The sequence below is a fragment of the Myxococcales bacterium genome, from assembly GCA_016717005.1.
Taxonomy (GTDB): Bacteria; Myxococcota_A; Polyangia; order Haliangiales; family Haliangiaceae; genus UBA2376.
This window is the reverse complement of sequence record JADJUF010000037.1, coordinates 231,514-246,769: the sequence shown is the minus strand read 5'-3', so window position 1 is coordinate 246,769 and position 15,256 is coordinate 231,514. Positions and strand designations below refer to the sequence as shown.

Annotated in this window: 8 protein-coding genes and 1 pseudogene; 7 read left to right on the top strand and 2 right to left on the bottom strand. The window is 73.3% G+C overall.

Features of this window, described 5'->3' with window-relative positions; translation table 11 throughout:
- Positions 1 to 1,742, top strand: a pseudogene (locus tag IPL61_24730) (MFS transporter).
- Between the two features lie 241 nt (positions 1,743 to 1,983).
- Positions 1,984 to 3,192 (top strand): DUF445 family protein, encoded by a 1,209-nt coding sequence (locus IPL61_24725; GenBank protein MBK9034433.1) that lies wholly within the window; start codon positions 1,984 to 1,986, stop codon positions 3,190 to 3,192.
- A 547-nt stretch (positions 3,193 to 3,739) separates the two neighbouring features.
- Here IPL61_24725 and IPL61_24720 read toward each other — a convergent pair.
- Positions 3,740 to 4,483 (bottom strand): transposase, encoded by a 744-nt coding sequence (locus IPL61_24720; GenBank protein ID MBK9034432.1) that lies wholly within the window; start codon positions 4,481 to 4,483, stop codon positions 3,740 to 3,742.
- Between the two features lie 1,624 nt (positions 4,484 to 6,107).
- On the opposite strand from IPL61_24720, the gene IPL61_24715 reads away from it, so the two are divergent.
- The 5 genes from IPL61_24715 (at position 6,108) to IPL61_24695 (ending at position 13,981) form a co-directional block, all read left to right on the top strand.
- Complete coding sequence (locus IPL61_24715; protein ID MBK9034431.1) at positions 6,108 to 6,962, top strand: sulfide/dihydroorotate dehydrogenase-like FAD/NAD-binding protein; 855 nt, start codon at positions 6,108 to 6,110, stop codon at positions 6,960 to 6,962.
- 219 nt (positions 6,963 to 7,181) lie between these two features.
- On the top strand, positions 7,182 to 8,684 hold the full coding sequence (gene gltA / locus IPL61_24710; GenBank protein MBK9034430.1) for an NADPH-dependent glutamate synthase: 1,503 nt from the start codon (positions 7,182 to 7,184) through the stop codon (positions 8,682 to 8,684).
- A 181-nt stretch (positions 8,685 to 8,865) separates the two neighbouring features.
- The gene (locus IPL61_24705; GenBank protein MBK9034429.1) at positions 8,866 to 10,776 is read left to right on the top strand and encodes a 2-oxoacid:acceptor oxidoreductase subunit alpha; all 1,911 of its coding nucleotides are present in this window, start codon (positions 8,866 to 8,868) and stop codon (positions 10,774 to 10,776) included.
- The gene (locus IPL61_24700; protein ID MBK9034428.1) at positions 10,773 to 11,756 is read left to right on the top strand and encodes a 2-oxoglutarate oxidoreductase; all 984 of its coding nucleotides are present in this window, start codon (positions 10,773 to 10,775) and stop codon (positions 11,754 to 11,756) included. The genes IPL61_24705 and IPL61_24700 overlap by 4 nt, the downstream gene beginning before the upstream one ends.
- A 14-nt stretch (positions 11,757 to 11,770) precedes the next feature.
- Positions 11,771 to 13,981 (top strand): hypothetical protein, encoded by a 2,211-nt coding sequence (locus IPL61_24695; GenBank protein ID MBK9034427.1) that lies wholly within the window; start codon positions 11,771 to 11,773, stop codon positions 13,979 to 13,981.
- On the opposite strand, the gene IPL61_24690 is transcribed toward IPL61_24695, so the two are convergent.
- Complete coding sequence (locus IPL61_24690) at positions 13,982 to 15,214, bottom strand: aminotransferase class I/II-fold pyridoxal phosphate-dependent enzyme (protein ID MBK9034426.1); 1,233 nt, start codon at positions 15,212 to 15,214, stop codon at positions 13,982 to 13,984.
- Positions 15,215 to 15,256: the final 42 nt, after the last annotated feature.

Sequence of the window (15,256 nt, the reverse complement as noted above, 5' to 3'; positions counted from 1 at the left end):
ATGTCCGCACCGCCTGGCGCCTTGCCCGAGCTCACCCGTCGCCAGCGGGTCGCGACGATGGTCGCGGCGCTGCTCGGCCTGCTGCTGGCGGCGCTCGACTCGACGATCGTCGCCACCGCCGGCCCCAAGATCCAGCGCGACCTGCACATCGCGCCGTCGCTGTACGTGTGGATCACGACCGCGTACCTGGTGGCGTCGACGGTGCTGGTGCCGCTGTGGGGCAAGCTCTCGGACCTGTACGGGCGCAAGCCGATCCTGATCGCCGGCATGTCGATCTTCTTGCTCGGCTCGGTGCTGTGCGGCGCGGCCCAGACGACGCTGCAGCTGATCCTGTTCCGCGCGGTCCAGGGCATCGGCTCGGCGTCGCTGTTCACCAACGCGTTCGCGGTGGTCGCCGACCTGTTCGCGCCGGCCGAGCGCGGCAAGTACCAGGGCCTGTTCGGCGGGGTCTTCGGGCTCGCCAGCGTGGTCGGCCCGCTGGTCGGCGGCTTCCTCACCGATCACGCCAGCTGGCACTGGGTGTTCTTCGTCAACCTGCCGGTCGGCGTGATCGCGATCGGGTTCGCGGTCGCCAACATGCCGATGCTGCGCCGGCCGCGCACCGGCCCGGCCTCGCTCGACGTCGCCGGCTCGGTCGCGCTGGTGGTCGGGATGGTGCCGCTGCTGCTCGCGCTCAGCCTCGGCCACGGCGCCCACGCCCGCAACGCCGCGGGCTGGCCGTGGGCGTCCCAGCAGATCCTCGGCCTGTTCGCGGTCGCCGCGCTCGGCACCGCCGCGTTCGTCGTGATCGAGCGGCGCGTGCGCGAGCCGATCCTCGACTTCGCGCTGTTCCGCAACAAGACCTTCGCGATCGGCAACCTGGCGGCGTTCACCGCCGGCCTGGCGTTCCTGGGCGCGATCGTGTTCCTGCCGGTGTTCATGGTCAACGTCGTCGGCCTGTCGGCGACCGACGCCGGCCTCACGACGATGCCGCTGACCTTCGGCCTGGTCGCCGCCAACATCACCGCCGGCCAGATCGTGGCCCGGATCGGCAAGTACAAGCCGATCATCCTGATCGCGCTGGTGGTGCAGATCGTCGCGTACCTGGTGGTCGGCTTCACGCTGTCGCCGTCGTCGACCCAGGCCGGCGTGTCGCTGAAGATGGTGCTCGTCGGCATGGGCCTGGGCCCGTGCATCCCGCTGTTCACCCTGGCGATCCAGAACGCCGTCGAGCTGCGGCAGATCGGCGTCGCCACCGCGACCGCGACCTTCTCGCGCCAGATGGGCGCGACCATCGGCATCGCGATCATCGGCACGGTCTTCGCGAGCGGGCTGGCGACCCGGATGCACCACTACCTCGACGCCGCGCCGCCGCCGCCGGGCGCGCCGACCGCGGGCGCGCGCCGGCCCCGGCCCCGCCGACGGACGGGGATCGGCCGTCCGCGGCCCCGCCGGCGGACGGGGATCGGCCGACCTCGCGCTTCGACGCCGCCGCGGCCCGGGCCGCGGTCGAGGCCGACTTCGACCAGCGCGTCGCGGCCGCGCCGCCCGACGCCCGGCCTGGGCTTGAGCAGGGCCGTCAGGCCGCGCTCGCCGGCGTCGCCCGCACCAGCCGCGGCATCAAGCAGGCGTTCACCGACGCCAGCCAGCGCATCTTCCGGCTGAGCGCGCTGTTCGCGCTGGCCGCGCTCCTGGTGGCGCTGGCGCTGCCGGCCTTGCCGCTGCGCCGGACCACGATCGGCCCGGCGCCGCCGGTCGAGTAGCTGCCGCTGGAGGCGCGGCGGGCGCCGCCCGCGGGCGACGATCGCGGGCGCCGATCGCGGGCGCCGATCGCGGGCGACGATCGCGGGCGCCGATCGCGGGCGCCGATCGCGGGCGACGATCGCGGGCGACGATCGCGGGCGCCGATCGCGGGCGCCGATCGCGGGCGCCGATCGCGGTGACGATCGCGGGCGCCGTGCGGACCCCGGCCGCCGCGATGGTCTATGCTGGCCCGGCATCGCCATGCCCTACTGGCTCTACCTGGTCCTCGTCGTCCCTTCGATCAGCGCGTTCATCGGCTTCCTGACCAACTGGCAGGCGGTGAAGATGATCTTCTGGCCCGCCAAGCGGGTCGGCATCGGGCCGCTCGGGTGGCAGGGCATCCTGTTCCACCACTCCGACAAGTTCGCGACCAACCTCGGGCGGATCGCCAAGGACGACCTGCTGTCGTCGCAGGAGCTGGTCGAGCGCGCCGACATCGATCAGATCGATCCGCTGGTGGCGCCGGTGCTCGACGCTGAGGTGCCGGCGCTGGTGGCCGAGGTCGCGAACACGGTCATGGCCGGGGCCTGGGACAAGCTGCCGCCGCCGATGCAGGAGATGGTGATCGCGCAGGTCAAGCAGCGGTCCCGGGCCGTGGCCAAGGGCGTGATCGCCGACGTGCAGGGCACCGCCGCCGAGATCCTGGACCTGCAGGATCTGGTCAAGGCCCAGCTCAGCGGCCCCAACGTCGAGCGACTGGCGCGCCTGACCCAGCAGATCGGCAAGAACGAGTTCCGGTTCATCGAGTGGTCGGGCGGGCTGTTCGGCGCGATCATCGGCTTCGGCCAGATCGCGGTCTGGGGCCTGTTCCAGTTCTGGTGGGTGATGCCGATCTTCGGCGTCATCGTCGGGCTGATCACCAACTGGCTCGCGATCCAGATGATCTTCCGGCCGATGGAGCCGCGCCGTTACCTGGGCCTGGTCCGGTACCAGGGCCTGTTCCCCAAGCGCCAGGCCGAGATCGCCGCCGACTACGGCGCCACCACCGCGGCCGAGGTGATCACGCCCAGGACCGTGATCGACTTCCTGACCGCCGGCGAGCGCGGCGAGCGCCTCGCCGCCGCCGTGCGGGCCTCGATCGAGCGTCGCCTCGACGCCGAGTGGGAGCAGGTCCGCGGCCTCGTGCCCATGCCGATCTCCGACGAGGTCCGCGCCACGATCAAGGCGCAGATCGTCGCGCGCTTGTTCGACCTGGCGCCGCGGATCCGGCCCGAGGTCGAGGCCTACCTGCAGGGCGCCCTCGACATCCAGAACACCGTCGAGCGCAAGCTCGGCGAGCTGCCCAAGCCCGAGTTCGAGCGCCTGCTCCGCGGCGTCTTCCAGCAGGACGAGCTCACGCTCATCCTCGTCGGCGGCGTGCTCGGCGGCGGCGTCGGCTGCCTCCAGGCCGCCGCGGTCCTGGCGTTCTGACGCTCTGGACAAGCTCGACTCACCGCAGCGTACGCGGTCGGTCGGCCCGTCACGCCCGGCCTGCGGCCCGCGGCGCCCAGCCGGCGGCCCGTCGCGCCCGGCCTGCGGCCCGCAGTGCCAGCCGGCGGCCCGCTGTGCCCAGCCGGCGGCCCGCGGCGCCCGGCCTGCGGCCCGCGGTGCCAGCCTGCGGCCCGCTGTGCCCAGCCGGCGGCCCGTCGCGCCCGGCCTGCTCGCAGTGCCAGCCTGCGGCCCGCTGTGCCCAGCCGGCGGCCCGTCGCGCCCGGCGGCGTGCGGCCCGTCGCGCCCGGCCTGCGGCCCGCAGTGCCAGCCTGCGGCCCGCTGTGCCCAGCCGGCGGCCCGTCGCGCCCGGCGGCGTGCGGCCCGTCGCGCCCGGCCTGCGGCCCGCAGTGCCAGCCGGCGGCCCGCTGTGCCCAGCCGGCGGCCCGTCGCGCCCGGCCTGCGGCCCGCGGTGCCAGCCGGCGGCCCGCTGTGCCCAGCCGGCGGCCCGTCGCGCCCGGCCTGCGGCCCGCAGTGCCGTTCCCATCGGTCAGCCGTCGATCGCCCCCGGCACCTGCCACAGGCTCGGTGGCGCACCGCCGCGGCGCCAGCCGTCGGCGAGCAGCCACGTCTGCGGCCGCGCTGACGGCAGCGGCTCGAAGCCGCGCGGCCACGCGAACGGCACGCCGTCGCGCTCGGCCCAGCCGACGAACCACACCGCGGTCGAGCACGGGTCGACCTGCGCGCGGCGCTGACCGAGCGCCGCGTGATCGGCGCGGTGCCGCCGCCAGTTGTTGAGCACGTACGCCAGCGCATTGCGCGCCTGGCGCGGAGTCGTGACCGGCGTGGCGTGGTAGCGCGCCGCGAACACCCGGCCGCGGCGCTTGACGCCGCGCTCCTCGGAGATCGCCAGGTTCAGCCGCCGCGCCGCCGAGATGCACAGGCCGCGCACGCCGTTCGCCAGCGCGAGGCGGTCGTCCGCCTCGCACAAGAGGTGGATGTGATTGCCCTGGATCGACACGTGGACCACGCGGAAGTCGTGACGCCCAAGCGCGCGGACCATCGCCCAGCGCATCGCTTGATACGCGCTGCGCCGCCGCAGCCGCCCGACGTCGCCGACGACCTTGAGCACGACGTGCACCGGTTGCCGCGGATCGTGAACAGGTCGAGCGCGGTGCGGCGGCGTCTGTGCGCCTCGCCGCTTGCGGCCCGCGCCCTTGCGCCGACCGCCATGACCGGCCCGCGTCTTGGTCACCACGAACTCCAGTTGCTGTCCTCGCCGCCGCCCAATCATGATTGGGCTAATATACGTTCGATTGCGCCACGGGCAAGTCCAAAATCGCCAAGATTGAGCGACAAAGATGTTCGGGGGCCGACATGCGGCGGGTGACGAGCGACATGCGGCGGGTAACGAGCGGCGGGTGATGACCGGCGGTCGGCGGGTGTCGAGCGGCGGGTGACGACCAGCGGGTGACGACCGGCGGGTGACGACCGGCGGGTGACGAGCGGCGGGTGACGAGCGGCGGGTGACGACCGGCGGGTGATGACCAGGGTGACGAGCGGCGGGTGCGAGCGGCGGGTGACGAGCGGGTGACGAGCGACGGGTGACGAGCGACGGGTGACGAGCGGCGGGTGACGACCGGCGGGTGACGAGCGGCGGGTGACGAGCGGCGGGTGACGACCGGCGGGTGACGACCGGCGGGTGACGACCGGCGGGTGATGAGCGGCGGGTGACGAGCGGCGGGTGACGAGCGGCGGGTGACGAGCGGCGGGTGACGAGCGGCGAGGCGGGTGACGAGCGGCGGGTGACGAGCGGCGGGTGACGACCGGCGGGTGACGACCGGCGGGTGACGACCGGCGGGTGACGAGCGGCGGGTGACGAGCGGCGGGTGACGACCGGCGGGTGACGAGCGGCGAGCGGTGGGTATCGAGCGGCGGGGTGACGAGCGGCGAGGGCACGGCGTGACGAGCGGCGGGTGACGAGCGGCGAGCGGTGGGTATCGAGCGGGGGTGTCGAGCGTCGAGCGGCGGGTAGCGAGCGGCGGGCGGCGGGTGACGAGCGGCGAGGGACGAACGGCGAGGAGGATGCGGATGCGTGCGGACTGGATCCCGGAGCGCTGGTGGAGTTGACACGGTGTGGACAGCCACACCGCCGCCCGCGATGGCGGCGAGCCTGGTGCTGAGCGACAACTACATCTCCCCAGCGACGACAATTACATCGCCCCATCCTCGGAGGCGAGTAGCGCCGGTGCGCCGCGATCGCGTGGGCGCCGGTGACCACAACCCCACAGCGCCCGCCGGCCCGTGATCGTTCTTGATCCTTGAGAGAGAGAACGACGGAGCGGACCCGATCCAGGCGTCCTGGACGGACGCTGGGGCGGCTCACCTGGATCGGTTCTGGGCTAGCGGCCTCAGGGTCTCCGGACGATCAACTCAAACTGACGGAACCAGCGGCGCTGTGGGGTTGTGGGCACCGGCGCCCACGCGATCGCCGCTTGACCGCTCGTACGCGTCGCCGGTGTCCAAGCGGTGTGGGTCAGGCACACCGCATGCCGGCGCGACCGGCACGCCATCCACGCGGGCTGCGGTGTGGCTGTCCACACCGCGGCAACTCCATCAGCGCTCAGGGACCAGCCACCTACCGGCGGACTGTCATTGCCGGCGCCGCGCATGGCACGTGCGCGACACGACTCGGCGCGGCATGGCGGTCTGCAACCCCGCGCGACGGGCATCGGCGCCGACTCCAGGACTTGATCGCGATCAAGTCGGAGCCGACCGCGCGGGTGCAATCCGCTCTCGCTGGGCGGGGGCCGTCGAGATGCGTGCTCCGACTTGTCCGTCGTCAAGTCGGCCTCGGCGCGGGTGCGTAGGGTGGCCTCGACCACGCTTCCTGGGCCCTCTACCACCGAGATCAGGACATGAGCGAGAGCTTCGAGATCGTCAGCCGCGAGGACTTCTCCGACGCGACGTTCCTGATCGAGGTGCGTCATCCGATGATGGCCCGGGCGGCGCGGCCGGGGCAGTTCGTGATCGTGATGTCGCACGCCGACGGCGAGCGCATCCCGCTGACGATCGCCGACTTCGACGTCGGGCGCGGCACCATCTCGCTGGTCATCCAGGCGGTCGGCAAGACCACCCGCGAGATGCAGCAGGCCTGCCAGGTCGGGGCCAGGCTCTACGGCGTCACCGGGCCGATGGGCGTGCCGTCCCACGTCGCCGGCGTGCGCAAGGCCGCGGTCGTCGGCGGCGGGCTCGGGGTCGCGCCGATCTTCCCGCAGGCCCGCGCGCTCAAGGAGCACGGCGCCTACGTGATCGGCGTGCTCGGCTTCCGCAACCGCGAGCTGGTGTTCTGGGAGGACAAGTTCCGGGCGTACTGCGACGAGCTGATCGTGTGCACCGACGACGGCTCGGCCGGCATCAAGGGCCTGGTCACCGAGGGCATCCGCCGCACGATCGAGGCCCACCCCGATCTCGAGCAGCTGATCGCGATCGGCCCGCCGGTCATGATGAAGGCGTGCGCCGAGGCCACCCGGCCGCACCACATCAAGACGATCGTCAGCCTCAACCCGGTGATGGTCGACGGCACCGGGATGTGCGGCGGCTGCCGGGTCAACATCGGCACCAAGGTCAAGTTCGCGTGCGTCGATGGCCCAGACTTCGACGGCCACGAGGTCGACTTCGACGACCTGATGCTGCGGCTGCGCCGCTACGTCACCGACGAGAAGGCCGCGCTCGAGCGCTGGCAACAGAGCTGCCGCGCCCGCCACCCGTGACTCCTGAACCTCAGGTCCGCGCCGTCGGGGCGAGCCCCGCCACCCCAGACCGAGACCGAGACCGACACCCGAGCCCCGCCGCCCGAGACCCCCGAGACCCGAGACCCGAGACCCGAGACCCGAGACCCGAGACCCGAGACCCGACACGCGAGCCCCGAGCCCCGCCGCCCGCACCCGCGCTCGACCGAAACGCCTACCCGCTCTGAGCTGGAGACCACGATGGCGAAGAAGCGCACCATCCGCACCATCCCGCAGCAGCGCACGCCGGTGCGGGAGCAGGACCCGCTCGAGCGGGCCCGGAACTTCGCCGAGGTCAGCCACGGCTACGATCGCGGCGATGCGCTGCGCGAGTCCGAGCGCTGCCTGTTCTGCGAGGATCCCAAGTGCGTCGCCGGCTGCCCGGTCGGGATCGACATCCCCGCGTTCATCAAGAAGATCGGCGAGCACGACCCCCGCGGCGCGTACGACGTGATCAGCGCGACCAGCCTGCTGCCGGCGATCTGCGGTCGCGTCTGCCCGCAGGAGAACCAGTGCGAGGGCCCGTGCGCGGTCGGCGAGTCGCTGCAGCCGGTCGCGATCGGGCGGCTCGAGCGCTGGGTCGGCGACCAGGCGATCGCCGAGCAGTGGTTCCGGGTGCCGCCGATCGAGCCGCGCGGCTACAAGGTCGGCGTGGTCGGCTCGGGCCCGGCCGGCATGGCCTGCGCCGCCGACATGGCCAAGGCCGGCTGCGAGGTCACCGTCTACGAGGCGTTCCACCAGCCCGGCGGCGTCCTGCGCTACGGCATCCCCGACTTCCGCCTGCCCAACGAGGTCATCGACGCCGAGATCGCGAACCTCGCCGCGCTCGGCGTGCGCTTCGAGTGCAACACCCTGGTCGGGCGGCTGTTCACGATCGAGCAGATGGTCACCGAGCTCGGCTACCACGCGGTCTTCATCGGCACCGGCGCCGGCTACCCGCGCATGCTCGGCATCCCCGGCGACTCGCTCAACGGCGTGCTGTCGGCCAACGAGCTCCTGACCCGCTGCAACCTGATGCGCGCGCGCGAGGCCGGCCACGACACGCCGATGCCGATGGGGCGCAAGGTCGCGGTGATCGGCTCGGGCAACACCGCGATGGACGCGATGCGGGTGTGCCTGCGGCTCGGCGCCGACGAGGTCAGCTGCATCTACCGGCGCACCCAGGCCGAGAGCCCGGCCCGGGTCGAGGAGCTCCACCACGCCGAGCAGGAGGGCGTCGTCTTCCACTGGCTGACCCACCCGGTCGAGGTGCTCGGCGACGCCGCCGGCAACGTCCGCGGCCTCCGCTGCATCCGCATGACCCTGGGCGAGCCCGACGCCAGCGGCCGCCGCAGCCCGGTGCCGCTGCCGGGCAGCGAGCACGACGTCGAGGCCGACCTGATCGTGTTCGCGATCGGCACCAACGCCAACCCGATCATCGGCCAGACCTCGAAGCTGGCGCTCGACAAGCGCGGCTACATCGCCTGCGACGACCAGCTCGCGACCTCGATGGCCGGGGTCTACGCCGGCGGCGACATCGTCACCGGCGCCGCCACGGTGATCGAGGCCATGGGCGCGGGCCGCCGCGCCGCGCGCAGCATGAAGGCCTACCTCGGGCTGCGCGACACCGACGTCGTCTACCGCGGCCAGCCGGTCGATCCCGCGGATCGGCTGTTCGGCCTCGACCCCGGCGAGCGCAGCTTCGCCCGCCTCCGCCTCAGCTAGTGCACCGACCGGATGATTCTGAACCCGCCACACCGCCGATCCATCCCCATGGGCTTCGTTCCAACTCCTCGAGTTACAGGCAGCAGCCCTTCGTCGTTGCGCCTCGCCCTCGGGGCGCCTCGACGCCGTGGACGGATCTCGATCACCCGGTCGGAGCACTAGGGCACCGACGAGGACCGCCATGCACCACACTCACACAGCCCCCTCCGAACGCCGCGGCCCGCCGGTCGCGAACGCCAGGCCCGTCGCCGTGCTCGAGGAGCACGTCATCGAGGTGATCAGCGACTCGGGCGAGGGCGCCCAGCGCTGCGGTCAGGCCTTCGCCGCGATCGCCGCCCGCATGGGCAACGGCGTCTGGACCGTCGAGATCATCCCGGCCGAGATCCAGCCGCCGGCCCGCAGCGTCGCCGGCGCCAGCGGCAACCGCATCCGCTTCGGCGGCCGCCGGGTCAACAACGGCGGCGACGACGCCGACCTCGTGGTCGCGTTCAACGAGCAGGTCCTGCTGGGCCGGATCAGCGAGCTCAAGCCCGGCGCGGTCATCCTGCTCGAGAGCCTGTGGCGCGAGCACGCCGACGCCCGGATCGCCGCGTCGTACGTGGCCACCCACGACGACCTCGTCGCCCGCGGCTTCCGGGTCATCGAGATCCCGATGGAGCGCGAGTGCCGGTCGCTGCTCCAGGACGCGCGCAAGGGCAAGAACATGTTCGCGCTCGGCATCCTGTGCAGCATCTACAGCCTCGATCTGCGGCTCGCGCACGAGCAGATCGCGCTGACGTTCCGCAAGAAGGACGCCGCGGTCGTGCACAGCAACCAGGCCCTCGTCGACGCCGGCTTTCGCTGGGGCGAGGCCAACCTCGACTTCAAGTACGCGGTCCCGGCGGTGCCGGGCGCCGAGCCGCTGATCGTGGTCAACGGCAACACCGCGGCCGCGCTCGGGGTGATCGCGTCGGGCATCGAGATCTGCGCGATGTACCCGATCACGCCGGCGACCTCGACCTCGCACTACCTGTCCGAGGTGTTCGAGAAGGTCGGCGGCATCGTCCACCAGGCCGAGGACGAGCTGGCCGCGTGCGCGTTCGCGATCGGCGCCTCGTACGCCGGCAAGTGCGCGATCACGATCACCTCGGGCCCCGGCTACTCGCTCAAGCAGGAGGCGCTGGGCCTGGCGGTCATGGCCGAGGTGCCGCTGGTGGTGCTGAACGTGCAGCGGGGCGGGCCGTCGACCGGCCAGCCGACCAAGACCGAGCAGGGCGACCTGCTGGCGACGATGTTCGGCAGCCACGGCGACGCGCCCAAGGTGGTGCTGGCGGCGGCGACGATCGAGGACTGCTTCTACGCGATCATCACCGCCCGGAAGATCGCCGAGACGTTCAACATGGTCGTGGTCGTGCTGTCGGACGCCAACCTGGCGACCGGGCAGCAGCCGTTCCCGCGCCCCAGCTTCAGCGAGGACTGGCTGGCGCCGCCGGTCGATCAGAGCCCGGTGCCGCCCGGCGCCAAGCCCTACGACTGGGACCCGGTCACCGGCATCGCGCCGCGGTTCGTGCCCGGCCAGCCCGGGGGCATGCACACGCTGACCGGGCTCGCCCACGATCGCGCCAGCCGCGTCGCGTACGATCCGCAGATCAACGAGGAGGGCCTCCGCCACCGCAGCCTCAAGCTGGCCGCGCTGCAGCGGACGCTCAAGCCGCCGACGGTCTACGGCGGTGACGCCGGCGACCTGCTGCTGGTCGGCTGGGGCTCGAGCAAGGGCGCGATCGAGGAGGCGGTCGACCGGCTGCGGGCCGAGGGCCTGCGGGTGTCGTCGGTGCACCTCAAGTTCCTGCAGCCGATGGCGTCGGGCATCGGCGAGATCCTGCGGAAGTTCCCGCGCGTGATCACGATCGAGCAGAACTGGTCCGACACGCTCGAGCCCGGGATCATCGACGCGGACAACCGCCGCTACGCCGCGCTGGCGATGCTGCTGCGCGCCCGCTACCTGGTCGACGTCGACTGCTGGACCGAGGTGCGCGGCGCCCCGCTCAAGCCCCGGACGATCGTCGGCGTCGCGCGCGCGCACCTGTCGCGCCCGGCCAAGGAGCCGTCATGACCACCTGCGCCACCGACTGCGTCCTGAAGATGTTCGACGAGCACCACGAGCTCGACGAGTACCAGAGCGGCGTGCCGCGCTGGTGCAACGGCTGCGGCGACAACGCCATCCTCGCGGCGGTCCAGCGCCTGTGCCGCGACAACGATCTGCGGCCCGAGAAGACCGTGTTCGTGTCGGGCATCGGCTGCTCGAGCCGGTTCCCGCACTACATGAAGACCTACGGCTTCCACGGCATCCACGGCCGGGCCCTGCCGATCGCCGAGGGCGTCAAGCTGGCGCGGCCCGACCTGACGGTGTTCGTCAACACCGGCGACGGCGACTGCTGCAGCATCGGCGCGGCGCACTGGATCCACGCCATCCGCTACAACATGAACATGACCGTGGTCCTGCACGACAACCAGGTCTACGGGCTGACCAAGAAGCAGGCGTCGCCGACGTCGCCGATCGGCCTCAAGAGCAACACCACGCCGCGCGGCGCCTACCTCGAGGCGCTCAACCCGCTGACGGTCACGCTCGGGGTCCAGAACGTGTCGTTCGTGGCCCAGGTCGTCGACTGGATCCCCGACCTGGTCTACGAGGTGCTGGCGGCGGCGTTCCGGCACCAGGGCCTGTCGTTCGTGCGCGTGATCCAGCGCTGCCCCGAGTTCATGCCCGGGATGCACGACCAGGCGATCCGCGATCCGGCCCGGGTGCAGCTGCTCACCCACGAGCGCGGCATCGCGATCCCGCCGGCGCTGCAGCGGGTCTACAAGAACACCCGCGTCCACGACCCCGCGAACATGTCCGAGGCGCGCGACATCGCGTCGGTGATCGATCCGATCCCGGTCGGGCTCCTGTACTGGGACCCCGAGGTGCCGCGCTACGAGGAGCTGCGCGCCGCGACCGTGCCGCGCACCGCCGCCGTCATCCGGGCTGGCCTCGAGGCCGAGCTCGACAAGTACACGATCTGGCCCGGGGACCACCCCGGCGAGCCGAGCTGATCGCGAGGCGCCCCATGCAAGCCGAGTTTCATCCCCACCTCGCCTTCCACTTCGCCGGCGCCCGCACCCGCGGCGCGGCCGACGCCGTCGACGCCGACCGCCGGCTGCGGCCGGCGCTGCTGGCGGCGCACCGCGATCTGGCGGCGCTCCGCTACGACTTCCCGCTGGTGCTCGTCGACGACGACGCGCCGGACGCGTGCGTCCGCTCGCTGTCGGAGGTGATCGACGCGCTCCTGCAGGCGATCGCGCCGCGCGGCACCGCCGGCGAGCGCACCCGGCTGCTGGTCCTGCGGCTCGAGCGCGCGATCCGCGCCGAGGTCGCCGCCGGCGCGGCCGGCTCGCTGACCGCGCTGTGGGCCAGCGCCGCGGCGCGGATCGCTGCCACCGATCCCGGGGCGGCCGCGGTGCTGGCCGAGGCCCGGGCGGCCCTGACGATCGACGGCGCGCTGCTCGACTGCGGCGCCGGTGTCGCGCTCCGGCTGGTCACGCACCTGTGGCGCGTCACCCAGCGCGCCAAGGTCCGGCGCCTCGAGGACCTGACTCGCCGCCTGGCGTTGCGGCTGCGCGAGATCATCCGCGCCCATCACCTGGCCTCGCCCGAGGGGCGCAGCCCGGCGCAGCTCGCGGCGTCGTTCGGCCCGGCCCACGGCGACGTCTTCGACTTCGCGGCGATGTCGCGGGTGCTGACCCGGACCGCGGCGCGCCCGATGCCCGCCGCGCGGGTCCAGCGCGTGCGCGACGCGCTGGCCGTGCTCGAGGCCCACGAGCTGATCCCGAGCGCCGCGGCCACCGCCGCCGACGGCTTCGTCTTCGACACCTGCGCGGCCGCGGTCGCCGCCCACCGCGCGCGGCGGCCGGCGATGCGTCGGCTGGCCAAGGCGATCGCGATCGCCGAGCTCGAGGTCGAGGGCCTCTACGACGAGGCGCGCCACGATCGGCTGCTCGACCGCATGTTCGAACGCGACCTGCGCCCCGGCGATCGCGAGCTGTTCCCTGACTTCCTGGTCTGCCTCGACACGGCCCGGACCCAGCCCGGCGAGGGCGCGCGGCTGCTCGAGCTCCTGTCGAGCGAGCTGCCGGTCAAGGTCGTGGTCGAGGCCGACGATCTGTTCGCGCACCTCAGCGACGACGACGACGGCGACGGCCCGGGTGGCTTCGGCGTGCGCGTCGAGCGCCTCGCGGCGATGGCGATGGGGCTGGGCCAGGTCCACGTGGTCCAGGCCCCGGGCGCCAGCCTGTACGCGGTCCGCGACCGGATCCTCGGCGGCATCGCCGCGCCCGGCTCGGCGCTGGTCAGCGTGTTCTCCGGCGCCAGCCGGGGCGGCACCGACCTGCCCGCGTACCTCGTCGCCGGCGCGGCGCTCCAGGGCCGCGCGTTCCCGGTGTTCAGCTTCGACCCCAAGGCCGGGCCCGACTGGGCGACGCGGTTCTCGATCGTCGGCAACCCTCAGCCCGAGCGCGCCTGGCCGGTCCACGCGCTCAGCTACGCCGACGGCGAGCAGCAGCGGGTCGAGGTCGAGCAGGCGTTCACGTACGCCGACTTCGCGGCCTGCGACCGCCGCTACGCCGGGCACCTCGCGGCGGTCCCGCACGCGCGCGGCGGCGACGCGCTGGCGCCGGTGGCCGAGGTGATCGCCGGCGGCGTCCGCGACGAGCGCGTGCCGTTCCTGCTGATGGTCGACGGCGACGACGTCCTCGCCCGGGTGATCGTCGACGAGCGCGTCGTGGCCGAGACCCGCGCGTGCGCCGAGGCGTGGCGCAGCCTGCAGGAGCTGGGCGGGATCCACAACTCGCACGCCGCGCGGCTGCTCGCGCGTGAGCAGCTGGCCTGGGCCGAGCGCGAGCGGACCTCGGCGGCGGTCGCGGCCCCGGCGACCGCGGCCCCGGCGGGCGCGGCCCCGGCGAGCGCGGGGCCAGCACCGATCACGGTCGTCGCGGCGACGCCGGCCGTCGAGAGCGCGGCGCCGCCGACCTCGAGCGACGATCCGTACATCGAGACCGCGCGCTGCACGACCTGCAACGAGTGCACGCGCCTCAACGACCGGATGTTCGCTTACGACGGCAACAAGCAGGCCTACATCGCCAACCCCGACGCCGGCACGTTCGCCCAGCTGGTCCAGGCCGCCGAGAGCTGTCAGATCTCGATCATCCATCCCGGCAAGCCGCGCGACCTGCAGGAGCCCGGGCTGGCCGAGCTGATCGAGCGCGCCCAGCTGTTCCAGTGATCAGGCGGTCAGGCGCGCGACCGGCGCGACCACCTCGTCGATGACCTCGACGACGGCGTCCACCAGCGTCGCCAGGTCGGCCGAGGTGTGGGCGCGGGTGATCGTGATGCGGATGCCGCCGGCGTTGCGCGGCACCGCGGGGAACGCCACCGGGTTGACCAGCACGCCGCGGGCCAGGAGGGCGGCGGCGGCGTCGATGACGGTGTCGGTGCCGCCCAGCGTCAGGTACTGCACCGGGGTCACGTCGCCAGCGACGGCTGGCAGGCGCGGGCCCAGGAGCGGGTGCGCGCGCAGCACCGCGCGCGCGTCGGCCATGCGCGCGCCGATCTGGGCCTGCATCACCGGCAGCTCGTCAGAGAGGTGGATGCGCGCGCTCGCGCACACCGCGCCCAGCGCCGGCGGCGACAGCTGGATGCCGAACATCAGCGACGGGCCCAGGTTCTCGATGCGGTGCTTGGTCGCGCGATCGGGCACCGCGAGCACACCGCCGCTGGCACCGAAGCCCTTGCTCAGCGAGGTCGCGATCACCGTGCGCTCGATCGGCAGGTCGGCGTCGAACAGCGAGCCGCGGCCGCGCCGGCCGCACCAGCTCATGCCGTGGGCGTCGTCGAGGTAGGCGTGCAGCGCCGGGTGGCGCGCCATCAGCGCCGCCAGCCCGGTCACGTCGAGCCGGTCGCCGAACATGCTGTAGATGCCGTCGGCGCAGTACCAGACCCGGCGCGCGCCGCCGGCCAGCGCCGCGGCGACGGCGTCGTCGAGCGCGTCCAGATCGGCGTGGGGCAGGGCCTGACACCGCGGCCCGCGGGGGCCGAGCGCCGCCAGCGCCGTCTGGACGCTGTGGTGGACCTGCTGGTCGAACAGGACGACGTCCGTGCGCTCGAGCAAGATCGGCAGCGCGGCGCCGTGGGCCAGCGTGGTCGAGCCGGCCAGCACCACCGGGCGGCCGAACACCTCCTCGAGCAGCGCGTCGGCCTCGGCGTAGAGCGGGCTGGTCACGAAGCAGCGCGACGCGCTGAACGCGACGCCGCAGCGCTCGATCGCGGCGATCGCCTCGGCGGCCAGCCGCGGGTCGCGGTCGAGCGCGAGGTAGCTGCAGGTCGCGAACGACAGCACCTCGCGGCCATCGGGCTCGAGGGTGATCGTGCGGCCGTCGGCGCCGATCGTGCGGGCGATCCGCTGGGTGACGCCGGCGGCGCGGCCGCGGGCCATGGTCGCTTCGAGCGAGGTGTGCATGCCCGGACAGAGTCGCGAGCGCCGGCAACGTGCCCGTCGGCG